We start from the raw sequence: 21,069 nt of genomic DNA, 5'->3' as shown, positions 1-21,069 counted from the left end.
GCAATGAAGTGTTATTCATCCTTTACACAAAATTAGGATTCACTAAATATCTAGGCGTCTTGTCCTCTAGTGCTTCCACCAAGTTTTTATAAGCTAAATTTGCCATTTTCTTACGTGTTTCAGCTGTAGCAGAACCTACGTGAGGCAAAGTGACAACGTTCGGCAAATTGAAAAGTGCAGATTCTTGCAGAGGTTCTTTCTCATAGACATCTAAACCAGCCGCAAAAATAACTTCATTTTGCAATGCTTCAATTAGGGCTTGCTCATCGACAACTGAGCCACGCGCAATATTAATAAATATGGCATGCTTTTGCATAAGCTCAAATTGAGCCTTACCCATTAAAGCTTTAGATTCCGCATTTAAATCAACAGCTGTCACTACAAAATCAGATTGTTGTAATAATTCTTCCAACCCCAGATATTGAGCTTTTAAAGGTTCCGCTAACTCAGGTTTCTCGCGACGATTATGGTAAACAATATTCATGTTAAAACCATAAAAGCCACGACGTGCAATTGCAGCACCAATATTACCAAGTCCAATAATACCTAATGTTTTTCCAAAAACATCGAGACCAAACTGCTGTGGCCCAACTGTTCTTTTCCACTCACCTTGTTTAGTCCAGTGATCTAGAAAAGGAACTTTTCTGGCTGCACTTAATAACAAAGTAAAAGCAAGATCTGCGGTCGTTTCAGTTAAAACATGAGGTGTGTTTGCTAACCAGATTTTTTTCCGATTTAAATAACCAACATCATAATTGTCATAACCTACAGTCACAGAAGAAATAATTTTTAATTTTTGGGCAGGAGAAAGATTACTTTCATTAAGCAAACGACCAGCCCCAATCATGCCATCAGCATCTACTACTTCTTGTCGTATCTGTTCATTAATATCACCCAGTTTAGGGTTCAATACGACAACATGGTAATCCTGCTGTAACCGAGACAAAATTTCCTCATCAATTTGGCTAAAAACCACAACCTTTTTCATGTAAATCCCTACTACTCATTGTTATCTTGCATAAGTTGCCACAATCTTTTCTTAAGAAGAGGCTTATCTAACATTTCTTTTAAACTAGCTAAATGAATAATATTTGCATGTTGAATATAGGTACATTTACCCAAACATAAAATCTTTTTCTCTGCTGCTACAGCATCTAAGAAACCTTGAATATAAGAACCTACCCCTCGTTGATCTTGATAGGCTGCCAGAGGGAAAGGCCATCTTAATTCAGAATATTGTCCCACCTTCGCCTTTTGTATATTCGCCCAAAGTTGTTTTTCTTCTGTTTCCAAAGCCGTTACATCAACAAAAATTACACATTTTTCAAGACAATAAGCCTGTAACTCAAATGGAGTAATTGTCTCTTGCTCAATGACTTTAGGTTTTTCTACAAGTATCTCTGGCTGCGAAACTTCTGCAACTACTATTGGTGGCTCTTCCACCACTTTAGGAATTTCAAACACCTGTGGCTGAGTGTTCTTTTGCTCAAAAGCAGGAACATCTATGGTAGGTACGGTAATTGACTCATGAGGTTCAACAACCTGATCTCGCCACAAAGTATGGGCATTATTTTTTTGGCACACTTGTGTTCTAGGAATCCATACGTCTATTCCTAAAGTTGCCAGTATATTTCTTTGCTGCCCAATCATGTCTAAATCAGTACCTCTAATCTACACACATTCTAACGGGCTTCTGATTTTTTTTCAGCGTTTTCTTTTAATGATACTCTTTGGAAACCACATATGTCTCTTAAATAATCATAACGCTATTTTTCTTCTGCATTTGCTCTACAATTTCATCAGACTCAAAACCAAATCGCCAATAAAGCAACTCAAGCACATCAAGTTCATCTTGAGTAATAATGCGATCACTCCACAAGCACATTTCAGCAATTGCCAATATACTTAAGCGGTCACGCAGCAATAGCCCAGCAATATCATTTAAAATTTCTGCTAAGTCTAAAGGTTCATCCGAAATTTCATCATAAATATGCATTTCATCAGGATTAAGCAAAGAACGTAAGATACGTTCGCGAACCTCTAACTGATTCGGACTATTGATTTGTTGCACATGAAGCAATGCATCAATTAAACGAACAATTTGAGGTTTTACTTCTTCAAATGCTGTCGGCAAATGAAGTGGCATCAAGTTTAACTCGTACTTAACACGCTCCAGTAGAAGTGCATCAAGTAATCCAATTTCCCCATCTTCTTGAATAATAAGGGCCAGTTTAGTCAAAAATTGACGAGCAATGCTGGCAGGCATATGACCAATATTTTTACATGCATCATGAAATATCTGAATATGAATACGCCCATCAAGATTAAGTAAGGCATCAACAATTGCATGGCTTACTGGCGCATCTTGTGGAATAAATTCTCGATATTGACGAATCATTAAAATTGCAACCATCACCTCACGTGAACCAGTCGCAGTTTGTAATGCACGTTGAATAAGTTCAGGACGCTTTTTATTACGACGGATATCACTACTTAACGGTTTAATTGCATCATTCAAAGCAAAACTGATTGGAGAAAGACGCAACAAAGGCAAAGGTTGTGGAGATGACCACGGCGTATAAATTTCAGTCTCAGATTCTTCTAGTACATGGAACAAACTAAATAAAGGACGATTTCGAAGTTTCTTTAAATTTTCTAATTGCAAATCTTGCAATAAAGTTGGGTTAAGCTCATAAATACGTTCACGAATACTTGGGTGAATATTCATCCAACTTTGCGGGCTAAGTGAATTCGCAAAACACATATGTGCAATCGATTCAGAATAAGCACTATGAATCTGCGAACCAGAATGGTGAACGTAAATACGCAATAAAGTTTGGGTATTAGTGCTATTTTTTAATAACCGCATCGTTTTTTGGTCATTGCGAAATGTACGACCACTTAATGTTAAATATTTAATAAAACGAGTGATTAAAACACCTAAACTTCCCGCCAACCAAATCACACCGCCTACGGCTACAAATACAGTCTCGAACTTATGCTTATAACCCGGACTGTAGCGCTTAAACCCTTGTTTGGCGAGCTTACTCCCCCACTGACTAAAAGTAGTCAAACCACTATATAAAATTTTTAGTTTAGTATTTTCTACTGCTTCACCCGATAAAATCTGGTTAAATTCATGACCCAATAAGCCATATAGCTCTAGCTCATCAAGGTTCTGTAAGGCACCCCAAGTTAAAATAATTACAATATCATTCGAGTGAAAACCTGCCGTTAATGCATTAACACCTACTTCATCAGGTAAAACATAGAGTGTTGGAACGTTCAGGGAAAATGTTTGTGCCAGATGTTCTGTAATTTTTAATGCGGCATGTTCTTCTGGTGTACTTTCACCTTTTACCAAACGACGAGCTTTCAACTGCTTGGCAAGTGAATGGCCACCTTTACGCAAAATATAAAGTTCGGTCACCACAGACCAAACCATGATAAAAAGCAAAAGAGCAATGAAATATGGACTTAAAGCATGCCACCAAATCGGCTCGCTATAATCAAAGAAATGAACAAGTAAACCTAAAATTAGATTTAAAATAAAAATAGTTAAAAGCACAGCAACCAAACACATAGTGATGGACCATGCCATATTTTTATTTTCGATTAAATAGTGGCTTACTTCTTTCAATGTAAATAATCCCAATTACATTGTTAAGTTTCATCATAAAAGAAAAAAGCGGGAAATACCCGCTTTTTTCGGCTATTTCTATTCTTCTTTAATACCGGTCAAATCTACTGATGCTGCATCAATATTGACATCAATATAACCATCTTTTTTCTTTTTCGCAGAATCATTACGTTTCTGCTCCAAATTATTCAGATAGTCTGCATCAATTCCACCAGTTACATAGATACCATCAAAAACAGAGCAATCAAACTCGGTTAATGTAGGCACTTTACTTGTACGTACAGCGTTCTTCAAATCTTCCAAATCTTGGAAAATTAAACGATCAGCACCAATAATTTCCTGAATTTCTTCTACGCTGCGCTCTGAAGCAATAAGCTCAGTTTTAGCAGGCATATCGATACCATATACGTTCGGATACATCACTTTCGGTGCAGCTGAAGCAAAGTATACTTTTTTCGCACCTGAGTCACGCGCCATTTGAATGATCTCATTACACGTTGTACCACGCACAATTGAGTCATCCACTAATAGAACGTTCTTACCTTTAAACTCTAACTCAACAGGGTTTAATTTCTGACGTACAGATTTTTTACGCTGTTGTTGACCTGGCATAATGAAGGTACGACCGATATAACGGTTTTTCATAAAACCTTCACGGAACTTCACGCCAAGAATATTTGCCAACTCTAAAGCTGAGGTACGGCTTGTATCTGGAATTGGGATAACCACGTCAATATCATGGTCCTCACCCCAGTCACGCAAAATTTTATGCGCTAATTTCTCACCCATTTTTAAGCGAGCTTTATAAACCGAAATACCATCAATAATTGCATCTGGACGAGCAAAATAAACATATTCAAAAATACATGGACGGTATTTTGGATCTGCAGCACATTGCTTTGTAAATAACTCGCCGTCAGCATTAATGAAAATTGCTTCACCCGGAGCAATATCGCGCTCAATTTTAAAGCCAAGCGCTGTAATCGCTACAGATTCTGATGCAATGATATATTCCATCTCGCCTTGCTCAGTTACACGAGAACCGTAAATAAGCGGACGGATACCATTTGGATCACGGAAACCAACTAAGCCGTGACCAGTAATCATTGCCACGACACCATAAGCACCTTGGCAGCGCTCATGTACACGCGAAACGGTATGGAAAATATCTTCCGGTGTAGGATTTAAAGTTCCTATCTTTTGCAACTCATGAGCAAAAACGTTTAAAAGAACTTCCGAATCAGAGTCCGTATTCATGTGACGCAAATCTGTTTTGAACAGGTCATCATGAATTTCTTCTGCATTCGTCAAGTTACCATTATGTGCAAGTGTAATACCGTAAGGTGAGTTCACATAAAATGGTTGAGCTTCCGCACTGCTCGAAGAACCAGCAGTTGGATAGCGCACATGACCAATACCATAATTACCAAGTAATGCTCTCATATGACGAGTATGAAAAACATCACGTACCATACCGTTATCCTTACGAAGGAAAAGACGGCCTTCATGGCAGGTTACTATTCCAGCTGCATCTTGCCCACGATGTTGCAACATCGTTAATGCATCAAACAACATTTGGTTCACTGGCGATTTACCGGCTATACCAACAACTCCACACATAGCAACCTCGCAGACAAGCTAGGAATTAATAAAAAGGATTCTTTGTTGAATGGTCAGGTCGAAGTTCTGTTTCCTCCGACTCGTCCATTGGTTTTGGAGAAGTGCGCGTTACACCGCCTCCAGATGTTATCTGATGAAATGCCTCACTTGCTGCATCTTTAGAAAGCTCTGTCGCTAAAGGTGCATAAGGCAATAAAAACTGGATAAATTTGGATTGTTTCCAATGAGGCGAACTTTCTACCCAAGGACCAACACCCTGCATGGTAATAAGAACAACCAATAAACCTTTCAACGAACCAAAAGCACCACCTGCTAAACGATTTAATGGCCCCAACTTCAAACTTTTCAAGAGGCCATTTAAAAATGCAGTGACGATCCAAGTTAAAACGATAATTAAAAGTGCAATAAAAGCGAAAGCCGCGATCTTTTGAACTACCGGATCCTGACTTAAACCTGACATTGACGGAGCTAGAAGAACAGCATATTTTGCACCCATAATTAATGCAAAAATCCATCCTACCAAGTTCGCAAAGGCTTTTATAAATCCTTGTCGCAAACCGTTTAGCCCCCCAATGAGCAAAAGTATCAGAATGATGATATCAATGGTGTTCATGTTCAATTAAGTCATGGCTTCAACACATTGCTTCACAAGCGTTGGTCCCGTATAAATCAGACCACTATAAATTTGTACAAGCGTTGCTCCAGCCTGTTGTTTCGCTGCAGCTTGTTCACCCGACAAAATTCCGCCCACACCAATTAAAGGAATTTGTCCTTTTAATGTTTGAGCAAATAAACGTAAACATTCCGTACTTTTTTCAAATACAGGTGCACCCGACAAACCACCTGACTCATTACCGTAAGGCAGGTTCTCTACCCCTTCTCTCGATAAGGTCGTGTTCGTCACAATAAGACCATCAATTTTAAAATCTAATAATTGTGCCGAAATAAATTCAACATCTTCAGCTGTTAAGTCTGGAGCGACTTTAAGAACTAAAGGTACATAGTGATTATATTGCTCTGCCAACTCAAGTTGACGTGCTTTTAAGGTTTGCAATAATTCAGTTAATGCATCACCACTTTGCAAACTACGCAAATTTTTAGTATTTGGAGACGAAATATTAACCGTAATGTATGAAGCGTAGTTATAAACTTTCTCAAGACAAATCAAATAATCATCAACGGCTTTTTCGACAGGTGTATCAGCATTTTTACCAATATTAATACCTAAAATGCCTCTAAATTTTGATGCTTTAACATTCTCGATTAGCTTATCAACGCCATCATTATTAAAACCCATACGGTTAATAATAGCTTTAGCTTCAGGAATACGGAATAAACGTGGTTTTGGGTTACCAGATTGCGGGCGAGGTGTAATTGTACCAATTTCAATGAAGCCGAAACCCAACCCAGCTAATGCATCAATATGAGCACCATTTTTATCTAGACCGGCTGCCAACCCTACCGGATTAGGAAATTCGATTCCCATACATGTAGTTGGCTTCGCTTCTACGGTCTGGCGCATCATGCCTAGCTTATGCGCTTTATCAAGCATGGATAATGTTAATTCATGGGCACGCTCTGGTGCTAAACTAAACAACATCGGGCGAGCAAGTGAATATAACATACCAATCACAGTCTACTGATTTTAGGTACGCATATTATAGGCACAGGCAGCACAAAACACCATGCTTGACACAAGCATATTTTGATATGTTATTGAACTGTCGCTGTTAATTTAATCTGACCTTCACTAGAAACCATTTCCATCTTTTGAATACTTAAGCCCATCTGTGCAAGTTGTGTTAAAAAGTTAGCTAAAATTGCATAATTCTGATGTGTTACAACAATTTGTAACTGTTCTCCATTTTGCTGGGAAGACACAGTTAAACCTTGTTGCTGAGCTACTCGTTGTATTTTTCCAGACTTATCTAGTTCAAGCTCATTGGCAGGCTTCATCGTGACTGCATTACTCTGCATCCACACCATCAAATCTTTTAAATCATTTAAACGTTTTTGCTGTTGTTCTGCTAAGGAATGCATTTTCCAAAGTGAATATGCAACAATGACGACTACAACAAAAATAGTAGTAAAGACCACCATAATACGTTCACGGACAGTTAAGCGATCTAAATATTGAACAATTTGTTCAATCCACTGATCAAAGCGGTTTTGCAACTGAGCTAACATTTTCATTATTGTATTTTCACCACCCCAATCGCACCACTACCATCAGCTTGAACATTACCTAACTCAGCTTTAAAACCTTGTTGATTAAGTTGTTGGGTTAAAGCTTGCAAATCATCTGCTGATTTTGCTTTTAATGCCATTGTTAAGATTGAAGCATCATAATTGAGTTGCTGAGCTAAAATCTGTCTTTGCATTAAAATAGGCCCAACCCGGCTTAACAGAGAAAGTGCCTGGGTATCACCTTGCTGGCTCATTCTTAAATGACTTTCGAATTGTCCTTTAATATTTTGTTCAGTCACACGACTAGATGGACCAAACCAATATTTATATTGCTCAATTGCCTGTTCAGCAGTCTGATCTGCCACCTTTTTCAATTTTACCCAACGCAATAAATCATAGCTAAACTGCACGACAATAATTGCTAGAACAACGGCGGCACAAGTTTTCCAATAATTAGAAAAAGTACGTTCTTGCCCTTTTGATTTTGGCAAAACATTAAAAGGATGCTGCTTAGTTTTATCTAAAGGCTGAAATTGATAAACAAACTCAGAACGTTGCTCTGCGCTTGAGGCAGCTTCTAAGCTCTCTAGTTGCTCTGCTGTTAAACCGCTATATTGATAATGTGTTTCGGCTGACTGGAACTCTAAAAAAAGCCCCAAGTCATCAATGGAATTACCTAACCACTTATTCTCACGCACCAAAAGCTGATGACCAATATTACACAGAATAACTTGCTGAGCTTGTGGTTCAGGTAAAACTAGAAAATCTGGCAACAAAGCCACAAGTTTGGTTGGTAACAAAGCTAAAGAATGTTGCCATGTCTCTACCATCCCCTGAGCAACACCCAAAACAGTTAACTGATCCGCATGAAAATGGTGAACCACTTTCATGTGATCAATCGGTAAAGTCACAAACTCTTCAAGTAGATATTTAACCCCATCAGCGCCAAGCTGTTTGTAATGGGACTTTGCCATCGTTTGCTGAAGCATTTGAGCATGACGACTCGGAAAAAAGACTGTAGCTTCTTTTCCTTGATGTATTTGCAAGTCTTGTATTAATTGATCGAGACTTGCAGCCTGCAACCAGTTTTCTCCGTTAGACCAATGCCAAACTCCATTGGTTTCAGGCATCCATATGTACAGCATGTGGGCTAAATAACCTTTTTAATTATATTGTGGGTATAAAACTATTTTTTTGTGTTGATAAACCATTTGCAATAACAGCTTGATCATAAATTCTAGCTTCAGCAAGTGCAAATGGATTGAAATTTTCATGAGTAAGTAACTCTGCAATATGCCCTACCACATTCATATGGCAAACAACCACAATCGACTCATAAGGAATTTGAGATAGCCATTCAATCGCTTCTTTTGCATCATCGTCAGGCTTAATTTTGTCGCATAACAACACTGGCACATCTTTAAAATAGGTCTGGATATGCGCCAACGTTTCCTGAGCACGCAGCAAAGGACTAACAACAAAAATATCTGGTTTTACAATATCTTTTAAAAAGGTTGCCGTTTGCTCAGCCTGTGCATGTCCACGCGCAGTAAGGGGACGTTTAATATCATTACCATTTACTGGCGGAGCAGCTTCCCCATGACGAACTAATGTCAGTTGCATAAAATTTCCTTGTAAACAATTCCTGCATTATAACCACAATTTATGACATTTATTCGTCAGACTTCATGATGAGGTAAAACAAACTCGACATCACTACGGTGTCCATTTTTCATAAGAGAAAGTGCAATATTTAATGGTGGAGCGCCTTCAAAAATGACCTCATATAAAGCATTGGTAATTGGCATATATACGTCTAGTTCTTGTGCCTTGCCACGCACCTGAACAATCGTGTTAATACCTTCTGCAGTTTGACCTAATTCTTTACTCGCTTGTTCAAGCGTTTTACCAGAACCTAGCGCATAACCAATTTGATAATTACGGCTTAATGGACTATTACAAGTCGCAAATAAATCACCTACTCCAGATAAACCTAAGAACGTAAGTGGGTTTGCACCTTGTTTTACCGCGAAACGGCTCATTTCAGCCAAAGCACGCGTTAAAATCATACTCTTGGTATTTTCACCAATTTTATATGCTGCCCCAATTCCCATAGCAACGGCATAAATATTCTTAAGGGCACCGCCTAACTCAACTCCATGTACATCATCGCTACCAAAAACACGGAATAACGCACTATGAAGTGCATGCTGTACGGCATAACGGACGAGTTCAGAATCACTTGCAATTACAGTACCAGAAGGCATACCTGCCATAATTTCTTTAGCAAGATTTGGTCCTGACAATACGCCATACGGCACTTCTGGTAATTCTTCACGAATAATATCACTCATGAAGCTAAATGTTTTAGCTTCAACACCTTTGGTTAAAGACACCACAGCTTGTGCAGTAATATAAGGCGCTATTTGTTTTAAAACGTCACGGAATGAGTGGCTTGGAATTGCAACTAAAATAATATCTCGATCACATACTGCTTGCTCAAGATCAGAAACTGCACGTAATGAAGATTCTAAAGTGAAGTCTGGTAAATAACGTTTATTAATATGGGTTTTATTAATTTCTTCTGCTGTTTCGGCATCACGAATCCAGATCATGGTATCGCAGCCATTACGAGCAGCTAAATTTGCCATAGCTGTACCAAAGCTACCGCCCCCTAAAACGGTAATACGTAATGCCGTTTTTTTATCGACCGCAACAGGTTCCACCAAATCTGTAAACTTAAATTCAGCCATGCTTTATTATCCTATTTCTTACTTTTACAGACGTTTAAGCCTGCCAAACTTTTACGAATTCTTTACTATCAATATCTGCACGCGGTGCAATTGCTTTAGCTGCTGTGCCGACATAAATAATACCTGAAATCAAATCATGCGGTTGCAGACCTAAATGCTGTTTTAACCAGTTTGATTCGACAACGGCACCACTACGCCACATGGTCGAGAACCCTTGAGCTTGTAAAGATAACAAAAGATTTTGTACTGCTGCGCCTGTACTCAAAATTTGTTCGAAGTGTGGAACTTTCGGATGATCTTGTAATTGCGTAAGAGCTAAAATGAGTAAAGGAGCTCGAAAAGGATGTTGCTTCACTCGTTCAAGCTGTGCAGGATCAGACTCACCCAAATCGACCAATGCTTTTGCCAGAACTTCACCAAAAGCAGCACGTTGGTCACCTGACACAATTACAAAACGCGTTGGCTTAAGTCTATGATGATCTGGAGCTGTTAAAGCTGCCTGAAAAGCCAACTCTAACTGGTCTGTATTTGGGGCTGGCTCAACTAATTGGCCAATAGACTGACGCTGATGAATATTTTGGTGAATTATTTGTATTGCTGAATCCGTCATTAATATTAATCTAACTCAAAAATTCGAAATAGATTAGCATAATCTACCGTTAATCCACCATTGAATCTAGCTTATAAACTTAGTGAATTCATAGTTTGACATTTTTTAATACAAAACATCAAAACTCATACAACGTCTTCAAAATCAATTAGAAAACTTATGTTCAAATAACCCTATCTTTTGGTGATTAACTTAGGTGCATTATGAAAAAAATAATTTTAGCGAGCGCAATGAGCAGTGTTGTTTTATTACTAGGTGCTTGTGCAACCACGCCTAAAAACACTTTAGCGATTCAAAAAGAAAATAATCAGTTTGAAGTGACTGGAATTGGCAAAACCAATTTAATTGCAAAGAATAATGCGGTTACTGCGGCACAAAAAACATGCTCTAAGAGCACAACGCCAGTTATTGTTGATGAAAAAACGTCTTACCATGGGGTTTTAAAAGATGTGGTAAGTGAAAAGACTGGTCAAATGGTAGAAGCTGCTGCGGGTGTCATCGGTACTTTAACGGGTAAAAATGCATCTTTAGCAAAAGATGATGACTATCAAACAACGCTTACCTTCTATTGTAAAATAAATTAATCAATAAAAATCCCAATCAAATGATTGGGATTTTTTATTAGCAATAACCATCTAGTCGGGTTAGAGGCAATTTCTTACCAATTGCTTTTTCAATTTCGGGTAAATAGAAAGCATCATCTTCAGATAAGAAACTAATACTTACCCCTTGTGCCCCTGCACGACCTGTACGACCAATACGATGGACATAATCATCAGACTGCTCAGGCAATGTAAAATTCACTACATGTGATACGCCGTCTACATGAATACCACGACCAGCAACATCGGTTGCGATCATGATGTTATGCTTGCCTTGCTTAAACTGCTCCAACATTTTTAAACGTTTATCTTGAGCAATTTCACCAGATAGCATCCCCACTTTGTATCCATCTTTTTTCAAATGGTCGTAAAGACGACGTACCTGATCACGGCGATTGGCAAAGATCATAACTTTATCAATTGGCTCTTCACGTAAAATATCTTGTAAAAGACGATATTTATCTTGTTTAGCCACAACGTAAACACGTTGTTCGACATCATTATTGGTCTTTTGTTCAGGTTCAATTTCAACAGTTACTGGTTCAAATAACCACTGTCTTGCCAAGTTCAAGACATCATAACTAAATGTTGCAGAGAACATTAAGGTTTGTCGTTGTTCCTTACGTGGTGAATAACGCACAATACGTTTTACTGATGGAATAAAGCCCATATCCAATAAACGGTCAGCTTCATCAATCACTAAAAATTCAATTTGATCGAGCCAAACTTCTTTTTGTTCTACAAAATCAATTAAACGCCCTGGTGTGGCAACCATGATATCGACAAAATTAGCATCAAGCTGCTTCTTCTGCTTATCGAAATCAACGCCACCTAATAGGGTCACTAGGTGTAAATTAGAAAATTTTGTGAGAGATTTTGCATCACTTTCAATCTGCAATGCCAACTCACGAGTAGGTGCTAAGATTAAAGCACGAGGCTCACCACGGAAGCGTTGCTCCTGAACCGGATTATTGAGCAAATCATTAATTACACTAATCAGAAAGGCAGCAGTCTTACCTGTACCTGTCTGTGCTCGCCCAATTGCATCATGCCCGGCTAATGTATATTTTAAAACCTTTTGCTGAATTGGGGTCATTTGAGTAAACCCTAAAGCATCAATCGCCTTTTTAAGTTGCGGATGTAAATTCAAGGTTTCAAAACCAGATGTCATAAATACGCGCTCTAACAAACAATCTCTCGAATGAGAAGATCATTATAAACAAAAACGCCCCAATTCAAAAATTGGAGCGTCCATGATTCATCAAAAAGATGAATTAGTCTAAAGGCTGAACATTTTCAGCTTGAAAACCTTTTTGACCTTGTACAACGCTAAATTCTACACGTTGACCGTCACGTAGAGAACGGTGACCGTCACCTACGATTGCACGGAAGTGAACGAATACATCGTCGCCGCCGTTACGTTGAATAAAACCAAAGCCTTTAGTGTCATTAAACCACTTTACTACGCCTTGTTCACGAGCTGTCATAAGTCAATCCTCAGATGATGAAAAAAGGACCTTCCGGTGTTGCAAACAGCAGAGCAAACAAGGTTTTAAAATTTTTATAATCTTAAAGCTTGTAATCATTCTGTAAAACTATCAACAATTTCCGGTTACATCCATTTGTTATAGGGTTATTAAAACAATTTAACTGTGTGGTAATTCCTAAAACGGTTCGAGCTTAACACGGGTTTATGACAATTAATAGAATTTTTTTCATTTATTTCCCCTATTTTTAGCTGTTTTTTTAAACAGCTTATTACAATAATTTTTATCAGTATTGATTAGTTGTTCTTTATATAAAGTTATGTAGTGTTTACAAAAATTTGTTAAAATAATTTTTTTAGTTGTTTTGATGATGAATGAGCACTACTTCTTCCGCTACGACGCCTATTGAAATTAATGCCCTTGGCCAACCTTGTCCAATGCCATTATTAATGTTGAAACGTGAACTTAAAAAATTATCGGGAAAACAACTATTCTTATTAAAATCATCTGACCCGCATAGTGAAATTGATGTAACACGTTATTGCCAATTACATCATTTTACGTGTCAAACCATGCAGATTTCAGAAAGAGAATTTCACTATTTAATTGAAACTCAATAATTCTTTGCTAAACTAAAAGATTAGAAACTGCATAAAATTTTACATTTCTATACCCAATTTTCCTTAATTATGAAGCCGATTCAAATTAAGATGAACTTATTGGTTAATCCATCCTATCCTATAAGGAGAACTCATGAGTGACAGCAGCAATCAATTGATGCCCCTGTCATTGTCTGCGCCCGGTGTAAACCTTGGTGCATATATCAGTACTGTCAATCAGATTCCTATTTTAACGGCTGAGCAAGAAAAAGAGCTTGCTGAGCGTTATTATTATGACCAAGATCTTGATGCCGCAAAAATGCTGGTAATGTCGCATTTACGCTTCGTCGTTCACATTGCGCGCAGCTATGCAGGTTATGGCCTACCTCAAGGTGACCTTATTCAAGAAGGTAACTTAGGCTTAATGAAAGCCGTAAAACGTTTTGACCCAAATATGGGCGTACGTCTTGTATCTTTTGCCGTCCACTGGATTAAGGCAGAAATCCACGAATATGTTATTCGTAACTGGCGTATTGTAAAAATTGCAACAACCAAAGCTCAGCGTAAACTTTTCTTCAATTTACGCAGCTTAAAAAAATCGAGTAAAAAGCTCACATTAGAAGAAGCACAATCTATTGCAAACGACTTAAATGTTACTCCAGAACAAGTTTTAGAAATGGAAGGTCGTTTAACAGCATATGATGCTGCTTTTGAAGCTCAAGGCGATGACGATGATGACACCCCGCACACTGCGCCAGTGTTATATCTTGAAGATAATCGTTATGACCCTGCTCGTTTAGTAGAAAATGAGGATTGGGAAGAACAAAGTACATCTGCTTTGCATGACGCAATGAACCAGCTAGATGACCGTTCACGTAATATTTTGCAGCGCCGTTGGTTAGATGACGATAAATCTACCCTCCATGAGCTTGCTGCTGAATATAATGTTTCTGCCGAACGTATTCGTCAGCTTGAAAAGAATGCGATGGAAAAAATTAAAGTCGCAATGTCTGCAAGCTAAAGAAAATCAAAAAAATAAAAGGGCGATAAGCCCTTTTGTTTTATCTGGCTATGTTTAGCCAACCTATTCTATGGTAACGTTGCCTTTCATTATTCAGTTGCGTTTTTTGTTATGTGGATTGCCATTTCAGCCCTTAATCTTGCTTTCGCAGTCATGTTGGGTGCTTTTGGAGCACATGGTCTTAAAGCTCACGCGAGTCCTGAACAACTTGCTTGGTGGCAGACTGCAACCGACTACTTTTTTTATCATGCGCTTGGATTGTTAGCGCTTGGTATTTTAAGCAAGGTTCTTCCTCATTTCCCAATCAAGTTATCTTTCTTGCTTATTCAGATTGGCATTCTGTTCTTTTGTGGTTCGCTTTATATCATGGCATTGGGTTTACCGCGGATATTAGGCGCAATTACGCCAATAGGTGGAGCTTTGATGATTGCTGGATGGCTAATCTTGGCTTGGAATGCTTTCAAATACGCAAAATAATCGGAATGTGATCATGCAAATTTATTTAAATGGCGAATTAACGGACACGCCTAGCCAAAACCTGTTGCAACTCATTCAGGAACTGGCACTTGAAGGAAAACGTTTTGCTGTTGAACACAATCAGCAAATCGTGCCTAAAAGCAAATTAGAGCAAATTACGATTGCTCAACATGACCGTATCGAAATTATTCACGCTGTTGGCGGCGGCTAAGTCGGAGTTATCCATGCAAGACACCCCTCTCATTATTGGTTCACGTTCTTTTCAATCTCGTTTATTGGTAGGAACAGGGAAATATAAAGACTTAAATGAAACGGATTTAGCCATTCAAGCTAGTGGTGCAGAAATCGTAACTGTCGCAATCCGCCGTGTGAATATTGGACAAAATCCAGATCAACCGAATTTACTTTCTGTCATTCCACCAGAAAAATATACAATCTTGCCAAATACCGCAGGTTGTTTTGACGCTGACAGCGCAGTACGCACGTGTATGCTAGCGCGCGAGCTACTTGATGGTCATAACCTAGTAAAACTTGAAGTGTTGGGTGATGAAAAAACTTTATATCCAAATGTAACCGAGACTTTAAAAGCCGCTCGCACTTTGATTGATGACGGTTTTGAGATTATGGTCTATACCTCTGACGACCCAATCATTGCTCAAGAACTTGAAAGTATGGGCTGTGTTGCAATTATGCCTTTAGGTAGTTTGATTGGTTCAGGCCTAGGTATTTTAAACCCGCATACCATTTCAATTATTAAAGAAAATGCCAAAGTACCGGTTTTAGTAGATGCAGGTGTTGGTACAGCAAGTGACGCTGCGATTGCGATGGAGCTTGGTTGTGATGGCGTATTGATGAACACAGCGATTGCAGCTGCTCAAAATCCTATTTTGATGGCTTCTGCAATGAAGAAAGCTGTTGAAGCAGGACGTGAAGCATTTTTAGCTGGGCGTATGCCACGCAAACGCATGGCAAATGCAAGTTCACCAGAAACAGGTTATTTCTTTAAATAATTTATTTCTTGCAAGAGTACAGCCTTTAATTGCCGTTGTAATTTTAGTGCAACTTGTATAGGCATTTTACTTTTCAAAGATGAAAAGTAACAAAAATCTTTTGTTTCGCTGATATTACATCCATGTAATACAGCGAAACGGTGGCATCCATGCCACCTCACGATAATCATCGCTTACGAGAGTTTAAGTTGAGTAAGACTAAGCCACTTGCTCATCACGCTTAAACACCAACTCTTTTGCCGATGAGTTATCAGCATCAAAGTAGTAACCTTCAGTATTAAAAGCTTTAAGATCCTCAGCTTTATTTAATTGGTTTTCAATAATAAAACGAGCCATTAAACCACGTGCTTTTTTCGCATAGAAACTAATGACTTTATATTTGCCATTTTTCTGGTCAAGGAAAACAGGCTTCACAATTTCAGCCTTAATTTTCTTTTCATTGACAGATTTGTAATATTCATCTGAAGCCAAATTTACCAGCAATTCTGATTTAATTGCTGCCAAGTCTTCATTAATCTGATTGGTGATAATATCACCCCAAAATTCATACAAATTATGACCGCGCGTATTTTTTAATTTAGTACCCATCTCTAAACGATAAGGCATCATTAAATCTAAAGGACGCAATAAACCATATAAACCAGAGAGCATACGCAAATGCTGCTGAGCAAAATCAATATCTTTATCTTTTAAGTGATAAGCATCTAAACCAGTATAAACATCTCCTTTAAATGCATAAATTGCCTGACGAGCATTTGAAAAATCAAATTCTGGCTTCCAGTCTCTAAAACGATCAGCATTAAGTGTGGCAATTTTTTCACTGACACTCATTAGACTCGCAATTTCCGAAGCAGAAAGTTTGCGACAAACATCAATTAATTGTGCTGAGTTTTCTAACAAGCGCGGCTGAGTAAACTCATCTGTAGGTAACGCTGTTTCATAATCTAAAGTTTTTGCAGGAGAAATTAAAGCAAGCATAGACAACCTGAAAAAATTATTATTAATGCCAACTATAACAGTAGATATTTTTTAATGCTAACTCGTGTTTTCAATGACGACTATCGGTAAAATAGCACTTACGTATTGTTATTTAGCGGTTCTTCTATGTCTGAGCAAATTTTCATCCAGGGTCCAGTAGGTAAAATTGAACTTTTTGTTGACCGCCCTGAAGGTGAAATCAAAGGCTTTGCAGTTGTTTGTCACCCTCACCCATTACAAGGTGGAACCCCTCAACATAAAGTCCCTGCTCTTTTAACCCAAATCTTTAATGAATATGGCTGTATTGTTTACCGTCCTAGTTTCCGTGGTTTAGGCGGCAGTGAAGGTGTTCATGATGAAGGTCATGGAGAAACTGAAGATATTTTAGCTGTGATTGAGCATGTCCGTAAGCTTCATGCAGGTTTGCCATTTTATGCAGGTGGCTTTAGCTTTGGCTCACATGTTTTGGCAAAATGTCATGCGCAGCTTAGCCCTGAATTACAGCCAGTACAGTTAATTTTATGTGGTTTACCAACAGCTACTGTTGTGGGCTTACGTCACTATAAAACACCTGAAATTCAAGGTGATATTCTACTCATTCATGGTGAGCAAGATGACATTACCTTACTTTCAGATGCAATTGAGTGGGCAAAACCACAAAAGCATCCAATTACGATTTTGCCGGGCGCCAACCACTTCTTTACAGGTTATTTAAAACAGCTTCGCCAAATCATTACACGTTTTATTATTATGAAATAAACGGTAACCTGATGGGCATAGATTGAGTCTATGCCCATCATTTTTAAGCCATGTCATTATTGAAAATTATTCCAACTCAATCCAAAACGCGCTAAATATTTTTTTACTCGGTCGCTACCATGCACCATAATTTTTATAAAATTTTAATAAGTGTCTATAATATAAAAATTACGCATTTGACTAAAAAATTCCAAGAATATGCTTCATTTTACCTTTTTAGGCACATCATCAGGTGTACCCACGCTTTCACGCAATGTTTCAGGATTAGCTGTTCGTAACAGTAAAAATAAGGACTGGATTTTAGTTGATGCTGGTGAAGGTACACAGCATCGTATTCAGCAAGCTAGACTCTCACTACAAAACTTAATTGCCATTTGTATTACACACGTTCACGGCGATCATTGTTATGGCCTAGTTGGTTTACTGGCAAGTGCAGGCATGAATGCTCGTAACAAACCCCTAATCGTGATTGCGCCCAAAGAAATTCAACAATGGTTTGAAATCACTGCTCAACTTACAGACTTACATTTGCCTTATTCAATAAAATTTATTGATGTTAATGAAGCAACTCGGCCACAGCAGCTCACCGATGAACTCTTTATTCAAGCACATCCACTAAGTCATCGTGTTCCGAGTTTTGCATTTAGTATTTATATAAAATCCACCCAGAAGAAGATAGATATTCAAGCTTTAACTCAGCTTGGCATACCTAAAGGCGATATTTGGGGGCATTTAAAACGAGGCTACGATGTAGAGTTTGAAGGGCGAATTTTAAAATCTCAAGACTTTATCAAAATTCAAAATCAGCAGATTCATGCAATTATAGGTGGTGATAATGATCGGCCAGAATTATTAGCCGATGCTTGTAAGGATGCTCAATTACTTATTCATGAAGCAACTTATTTGCAAACAGTCTTAGATAAAGTAGGTAAAGGACCAATGCACAGCTCAGCAAAAATGGTGGCTGAATTTGCTGAGCAGCAATCTCTAGACAATTTAATTCTGACACACTTTAGCCCTAGACATCAGGATAAGACTGGGCAGCAAGCTATTATCGAAGAAGTTCGCCAGTTTTATAAAGGTCATTTTTATTTAGCGAATGATTTTGATGAATTTACTTTAAATGAAACAGGACAACTTTTAAAAATCGAGTAAAAATTATATTTGTTGTGAGATCGAATTAGCTACATATCATTTCCATATAAAAGTTTAAGAAGCTCATAATTGAGCTTCTTATCTCTTAAAAAATTACTCTACAGATGCCAAAGCGGTTACCAGTAGCTTCCAGCATTTCTCTACAGTATCAACTTTGACTCGTTCACCCGGTGCATGTGCCCCCTGAATATCCGGTCCAAACGAAACCATCTGTAAATGTGGGTAATGTTCAGCAATAATCCCACATTCTAAGCCTGCATGAATTACTTTTAGATTTGGCTCAATATTAAATGCATTTTGATAAGCTTGTTGTAAGCACTTTAGAGCAGCCGAATCTGGATTTGGTGTCCAACCCGACACTAACGGCGTAAGTGTAGAGCCGATATTAAATTGGCTAAAATGTGCCTGAATTTTTTCTGCAAAATCTTGAGCTTCTTGGTTCACCATTGAACGAACCATTAAGACAGCTTTTCCACCTTCTCGATTTAGTCTCACCACCCCAATGTTATTTGAGGTTTCAACTACATCTGGTAGAATCTGACTCATACTTGCAACCCCATAAGGACTTGTTGCTAAAGCTTGCAACCATTCATTTTGCTGTTGTTGATTAATCACTTCGGTCACTTTAGCACCAGTGGATTGAATACTTAATTGCAAGTTGTCATCAATACCCTTTAGCTGTTTTTTCCATGTCGTTTGATATTCAGCAAGTAACTTTTCTAAGCTTGATAACTGATTAGGCGAAATTGCAATAGTTGCCACTGCTTCTCGCGGTAAAGCATTACGGGCCGTACCACCTGTAAACTCAACAAGATGCCCACCCAGTGAGGCTAAATGTTGATTTAAAAAGCGAGCCAAAATAACGTTGGCATTGCCACGTCCTAAATGGATATCTACGCCAGAGTGGCCACCTTTAAGACCAACCACCTCAATATTCACAATATTCAAATTTTCAGGGATTGGCTCATAATTAAGCGGCTGCTCTACCTCAACATCAATACTACCAGCACACCCCAAATACAACTCACCCCACTCTTCCGTATCAATATTAAATAGCCATTTTCCTTTTAGCACACCTGTCTCTAAAAGCCGCGCACCACTCATCCCTGCTTCTTCATCGACTGTTAAAAGAACTTCTATTGGGCCATGAGCAATATCATTTGAATCTAAAACAGCTAATGCCAAAGCCACCCCAATGCCATTATCAGCACCTAAAGTAGTGTCTTTGGCAATTAGCCAGCCATCCTCAAGAACTGGACGAATCGGGTCTTTAAAAAAGTCATGTACCGTACCAGTATTGGCTTGTGTAACCATATCTAAATGGCCCTGAAGAATAACTCCAGGCACATGTTCTTTACCCAGAGTCGCATTTTTGCGGATAATCAAATTACCAACTTCATCTACATAAGTTTCTAAATTCCGACTTTCGGCCCAGTTTTGTAAAAACTCACGAAGTTGCTGTTCATGCTTTGACGGACGAGGAATAGTACAAAGTGTTTGAAAATGCTGCCAAACGACTTGAGGAGATAATGCTGCAATATCAACTTGTGTCATGAAAACTACACTCTAATTATGTAAATATCTTAATAATTTCAATATACACAAAGCATTAAAGATAGGTAGCGATTTCGGGAAAGATTTTGTATTTTTATATTTAATCTAAAGAAATTGTACGACTTTTCTAAAAAGCCGTACTTCATGAATAAGTCTTAACAGTCGTATGCTTAGTTTTTCCACTCAAATGCTGAAAAGCTATGATCGGCTTTCAAGCTATTTTCAACAGCCTGTGCAAGCTGACGAATAATACTTTGTGTTTCGATTTTCTCAAACCAGTCTTGTTCTTCATCAGGATTGGCAGAGATTTCACACATTAAATGCCCATCATGGTCTGTTTGCTGGCAAGTAATAGACAATGGTAAAAGGTGATTATCAATACTTACTTCCACCTTTTCATGTTCATGCACAATATGCTGTGCATCAAAACCATAATTCCCCAGTTGTTTAAACAGTAAAGCCGCTACATATTCTTGAGTGATATGGCATTCATTTGGTGGATGATCAAGCACCCCATGTTGTGGGCAACTGGCAATAAATTGTAATTTTTTCATCCTTTGTCCTAACACTTTTATCATTATCTGCACTTAGCATAAGCAATAAACAAACAGCAGCCA

At 38.3% G+C, this 21,069-nt stretch carries 24 protein-coding genes; 8 read left to right on the top strand and 16 right to left on the bottom strand.

From position 1 onward, the window contains the following. Window positions 1-22: 22 nt before the first annotated feature. From NQ782_RS00770 to NQ782_RS00720, 11 genes are all read right to left on the bottom strand, one after another. Entirely contained in the window at window positions 23-988 is a 966-nt protein-coding gene (locus tag NQ782_RS00770; RefSeq protein ID WP_000758322.1) for a D-glycerate dehydrogenase, read from the bottom strand. A gap of 11 nt (window positions 989-999) precedes the next feature. Beyond that, window positions 1,000-1,650, bottom strand: a complete 651-nt coding sequence (locus tag NQ782_RS00765) for a hypothetical protein (RefSeq protein ID WP_000580182.1) — start codon at window positions 1,648-1,650, stop codon at window positions 1,000-1,002. 100 nt (window positions 1,651-1,750) lie between these two features. Then, window positions 1,751-3,640: a M48 family metalloprotease gene (locus tag NQ782_RS00760; RefSeq protein WP_000665946.1), complete on the bottom strand. Its 1,890-nt coding sequence runs from the start codon at window positions 3,638-3,640 to the stop codon at window positions 1,751-1,753. A 78-nt stretch (window positions 3,641-3,718) separates the two neighbouring features. Beyond that, a complete protein-coding gene (gene purF, locus NQ782_RS00755; RefSeq protein ID WP_000334670.1) occupies window positions 3,719-5,260 on the bottom strand; it encodes an amidophosphoribosyltransferase in 1,542 nt (513 codons plus the stop codon). A 25-nt stretch (window positions 5,261-5,285) separates the two neighbouring features. Continuing rightward, the gene (locus tag NQ782_RS00750) at window positions 5,286-5,873 is read right to left on the bottom strand and encodes a CvpA family protein (protein ID WP_001091966.1); all 588 of its coding nucleotides are present in this window, start codon (window positions 5,871-5,873) and stop codon (window positions 5,286-5,288) included. A 6-nt stretch (window positions 5,874-5,879) separates the two neighbouring features. After that, window positions 5,880-6,884 carry a quinone-dependent dihydroorotate dehydrogenase gene (locus tag NQ782_RS00745; protein ID WP_000966986.1) on the bottom strand — a complete coding sequence of 335 codons (1,005 nt, stop codon included), beginning with the start codon at window positions 6,882-6,884 and terminating at the stop codon, window positions 5,880-5,882. Between the two features lie 89 nt (window positions 6,885-6,973). Further along, on the bottom strand, window positions 6,974-7,453 hold the full coding sequence (gene gspM / locus NQ782_RS00740; protein ID WP_032051288.1) for a type II secretion system protein GspM: 480 nt from the start codon (window positions 7,451-7,453) through the stop codon (window positions 6,974-6,976). Continuing rightward, entirely contained in the window at window positions 7,453-8,592 is a 1,140-nt protein-coding gene (gene gspL, locus NQ782_RS00735) for a type II secretion system protein GspL (RefSeq protein ID WP_005134980.1), read from the bottom strand. Before gspL ends, gspM begins: the two co-directional genes overlap by 1 nt. Before the next feature lie 22 nt (window positions 8,593-8,614). Next, entirely contained in the window at window positions 8,615-9,070 is a 456-nt protein-coding gene (locus NQ782_RS00730; RefSeq protein WP_001177595.1) for a histidine phosphatase family protein, read from the bottom strand. Between the two features lie 56 nt (window positions 9,071-9,126). Then, window positions 9,127-10,200 (bottom strand): NAD(P)H-dependent glycerol-3-phosphate dehydrogenase, encoded by a 1,074-nt coding sequence (locus tag NQ782_RS00725; RefSeq protein WP_000807316.1) that lies wholly within the window; start codon window positions 10,198-10,200, stop codon window positions 9,127-9,129. A 34-nt stretch (window positions 10,201-10,234) separates the two neighbouring features. Further along, window positions 10,235-10,810, bottom strand: coding sequence for a nitroreductase (locus NQ782_RS00720; RefSeq protein ID WP_000132180.1), 576 nt, complete (start codon window positions 10,808-10,810; stop codon window positions 10,235-10,237). Between the two features lie 203 nt (window positions 10,811-11,013). On the opposite strand from NQ782_RS00720, the gene NQ782_RS00715 reads away from it, so the two are divergent. Continuing rightward, window positions 11,014-11,394, top strand: a complete 381-nt coding sequence (locus NQ782_RS00715; protein WP_057094350.1) for a hypothetical protein — start codon at window positions 11,014-11,016, stop codon at window positions 11,392-11,394. A 37-nt stretch (window positions 11,395-11,431) separates the two neighbouring features. Here the strand turns inward: NQ782_RS00715 and rhlB are convergent, their stop codons facing one another. Beyond that, window positions 11,432-12,583, bottom strand: a complete 1,152-nt coding sequence (gene rhlB, locus NQ782_RS00710; RefSeq protein WP_000200418.1) for an ATP-dependent RNA helicase RhlB — start codon at window positions 12,581-12,583, stop codon at window positions 11,432-11,434. Between the two features lie 103 nt (window positions 12,584-12,686). Next, window positions 12,687-12,899: a cold-shock protein gene (locus NQ782_RS00705; protein WP_000126912.1), complete on the bottom strand. Its 213-nt coding sequence runs from the start codon at window positions 12,897-12,899 to the stop codon at window positions 12,687-12,689. A gap of 374 nt (window positions 12,900-13,273) precedes the next feature. Between NQ782_RS00705 and NQ782_RS00700 the strand changes: the two genes are divergently transcribed. The 5 genes from NQ782_RS00700 (at window position 13,274) to NQ782_RS00680 (ending at window position 16,006) form a co-directional block, all read left to right on the top strand. After that, the gene (locus NQ782_RS00700; protein ID WP_000108398.1) at window positions 13,274-13,519 is read left to right on the top strand and encodes a sulfurtransferase TusA family protein; all 246 of its coding nucleotides are present in this window, start codon (window positions 13,274-13,276) and stop codon (window positions 13,517-13,519) included. A gap of 133 nt (window positions 13,520-13,652) precedes the next feature. Beyond that, window positions 13,653-14,519, top strand: a complete 867-nt coding sequence (rpoH, locus tag NQ782_RS00695; RefSeq protein ID WP_001285359.1) for an RNA polymerase sigma factor RpoH — start codon at window positions 13,653-13,655, stop codon at window positions 14,517-14,519. 111 nt (window positions 14,520-14,630) lie between these two features. Next, the gene (locus NQ782_RS00690; RefSeq protein ID WP_000264715.1) at window positions 14,631-14,996 is read left to right on the top strand and encodes a DUF423 domain-containing protein; all 366 of its coding nucleotides are present in this window, start codon (window positions 14,631-14,633) and stop codon (window positions 14,994-14,996) included. A 13-nt stretch (window positions 14,997-15,009) separates the two neighbouring features. After that, window positions 15,010-15,207 (top strand): sulfur carrier protein ThiS, encoded by a 198-nt coding sequence (thiS, locus tag NQ782_RS00685; protein WP_001167820.1) that lies wholly within the window; start codon window positions 15,010-15,012, stop codon window positions 15,205-15,207. A gap of 13 nt (window positions 15,208-15,220) precedes the next feature. Next, window positions 15,221-16,006, top strand: a complete 786-nt coding sequence (locus NQ782_RS00680; protein WP_001154366.1) for a thiazole synthase — start codon at window positions 15,221-15,223, stop codon at window positions 16,004-16,006. 198 nt (window positions 16,007-16,204) lie between these two features. Here NQ782_RS00680 and yaaA read toward each other — a convergent pair whose 3' ends face one another. Further along, window positions 16,205-16,984 (bottom strand): peroxide stress protein YaaA, encoded by a 780-nt coding sequence (gene yaaA / locus NQ782_RS00675; protein WP_057094670.1) that lies wholly within the window; start codon window positions 16,982-16,984, stop codon window positions 16,205-16,207. A gap of 126 nt (window positions 16,985-17,110) precedes the next feature. Here yaaA and NQ782_RS00670 point away from each other — a divergent pair, with 126 nt between their 5' ends. Then, on the top strand, window positions 17,111-17,743 hold the full coding sequence (locus NQ782_RS00670; protein WP_000003115.1) for an alpha/beta hydrolase: 633 nt from the start codon (window positions 17,111-17,113) through the stop codon (window positions 17,741-17,743). A gap of 198 nt (window positions 17,744-17,941) precedes the next feature. Further along, on the top strand, window positions 17,942-18,898 hold the full coding sequence (locus NQ782_RS00665) for a ribonuclease Z (protein ID WP_032060597.1): 957 nt from the start codon (window positions 17,942-17,944) through the stop codon (window positions 18,896-18,898). Window positions 18,899-18,991: 93 nt separating this feature from the next. On the opposite strand, the gene NQ782_RS00660 is transcribed toward NQ782_RS00665, so the two are convergent. Beyond that, window positions 18,992-20,452, bottom strand: a complete 1,461-nt coding sequence (locus NQ782_RS00660; RefSeq protein ID WP_057094672.1) for an aminoacyl-histidine dipeptidase — start codon at window positions 20,450-20,452, stop codon at window positions 18,992-18,994. A gap of 170 nt (window positions 20,453-20,622) precedes the next feature. Further along, window positions 20,623-21,006, bottom strand: coding sequence for a hypothetical protein (locus NQ782_RS00655; protein ID WP_057094674.1), 384 nt, complete (start codon window positions 21,004-21,006; stop codon window positions 20,623-20,625). Window positions 21,007-21,069: the final 63 nt, after the last annotated feature.

Source organism: Acinetobacter sp. BD54, assembly GCF_044778325.1.
GTDB lineage: Bacteria > Pseudomonadota > Gammaproteobacteria > Pseudomonadales > Moraxellaceae > Acinetobacter > Acinetobacter baumannii.
Note: the sequence above shows the minus strand (reverse complement) of the source record. Positions and strands in the feature narration are given on the sequence as shown.

Bases quoted from the DNA above. Each gene is read 5' to 3' on its own strand.
- NQ782_RS00770 (WP_000758322.1), bottom strand. From the start codon at position 988: ATGAAAAAGGTTGTGGTTTTTAGCCAAATTGATGAGGAAATTTTGTCT.
- NQ782_RS00765 (WP_000580182.1), bottom strand. From the start codon at position 1,650: ATGATTGGGCAGCAAAGAAATATACTGGCAACTTTAGGAATAGACGTA.
- purF (WP_000334670.1), bottom strand. From the start codon at position 5,260: ATGTGTGGAGTTGTTGGTATAGCCGGTAAATCGCCAGTGAACCAAATG.
- NQ782_RS00750 (WP_001091966.1), bottom strand. From the start codon at position 5,873: ATGAACACCATTGATATCATCATTCTGATACTTTTGCTCATTGGGGGG.
- NQ782_RS00745 (WP_000966986.1), bottom strand. From the start codon at position 6,884: ATGTTATATTCACTTGCTCGCCCGATGTTGTTTAGTTTAGCACCAGAG.
- gspM (WP_032051288.1), bottom strand. From the start codon at position 7,453: ATGAAAATGTTAGCTCAGTTGCAAAACCGCTTTGATCAGTGGATTGAA.
- gspL (WP_005134980.1), bottom strand. From the start codon at position 8,592: ATGCTGTACATATGGATGCCTGAAACCAATGGAGTTTGGCATTGGTCT.
- NQ782_RS00730 (WP_001177595.1), bottom strand. From the start codon at position 9,070: ATGCAACTGACATTAGTTCGTCATGGGGAAGCTGCTCCGCCAGTAAAT.
- NQ782_RS00725 (WP_000807316.1), bottom strand. From the start codon at position 10,200: ATGGCTGAATTTAAGTTTACAGATTTGGTGGAACCTGTTGCGGTCGAT.
- NQ782_RS00720 (WP_000132180.1), bottom strand. From the start codon at position 10,810: ATGACGGATTCAGCAATACAAATAATTCACCAAAATATTCATCAGCGT.
- NQ782_RS00715 (WP_057094350.1), top strand. From the start codon at position 11,014: ATGAAAAAAATAATTTTAGCGAGCGCAATGAGCAGTGTTGTTTTATTA.
- rhlB (WP_000200418.1), bottom strand. From the start codon at position 12,583: ATGACATCTGGTTTTGAAACCTTGAATTTACATCCGCAACTTAAAAAG.
- NQ782_RS00705 (WP_000126912.1), bottom strand. From the start codon at position 12,899: ATGACAGCTCGTGAACAAGGCGTAGTAAAGTGGTTTAATGACACTAAA.
- NQ782_RS00700 (WP_000108398.1), top strand. From the start codon at position 13,274: ATGAGCACTACTTCTTCCGCTACGACGCCTATTGAAATTAATGCCCTT.
- rpoH (WP_001285359.1), top strand. From the start codon at position 13,653: ATGAGTGACAGCAGCAATCAATTGATGCCCCTGTCATTGTCTGCGCCC.
- NQ782_RS00690 (WP_000264715.1), top strand. From the start codon at position 14,631: ATGTGGATTGCCATTTCAGCCCTTAATCTTGCTTTCGCAGTCATGTTG.
- thiS (WP_001167820.1), top strand. From the start codon at position 15,010: ATGCAAATTTATTTAAATGGCGAATTAACGGACACGCCTAGCCAAAAC.
- NQ782_RS00680 (WP_001154366.1), top strand. From the start codon at position 15,221: ATGCAAGACACCCCTCTCATTATTGGTTCACGTTCTTTTCAATCTCGT.
- yaaA (WP_057094670.1), bottom strand. From the start codon at position 16,984: ATGCTTGCTTTAATTTCTCCTGCAAAAACTTTAGATTATGAAACAGCG.
- NQ782_RS00670 (WP_000003115.1), top strand. From the start codon at position 17,111: ATGTCTGAGCAAATTTTCATCCAGGGTCCAGTAGGTAAAATTGAACTT.
- NQ782_RS00665 (WP_032060597.1), top strand. From the start codon at position 17,942: ATGCTTCATTTTACCTTTTTAGGCACATCATCAGGTGTACCCACGCTT.
- NQ782_RS00660 (WP_057094672.1), bottom strand. From the start codon at position 20,452: ATGACACAAGTTGATATTGCAGCATTATCTCCTCAAGTCGTTTGGCAG.
- NQ782_RS00655 (WP_057094674.1), bottom strand. From the start codon at position 21,006: ATGAAAAAATTACAATTTATTGCCAGTTGCCCACAACATGGGGTGCTT.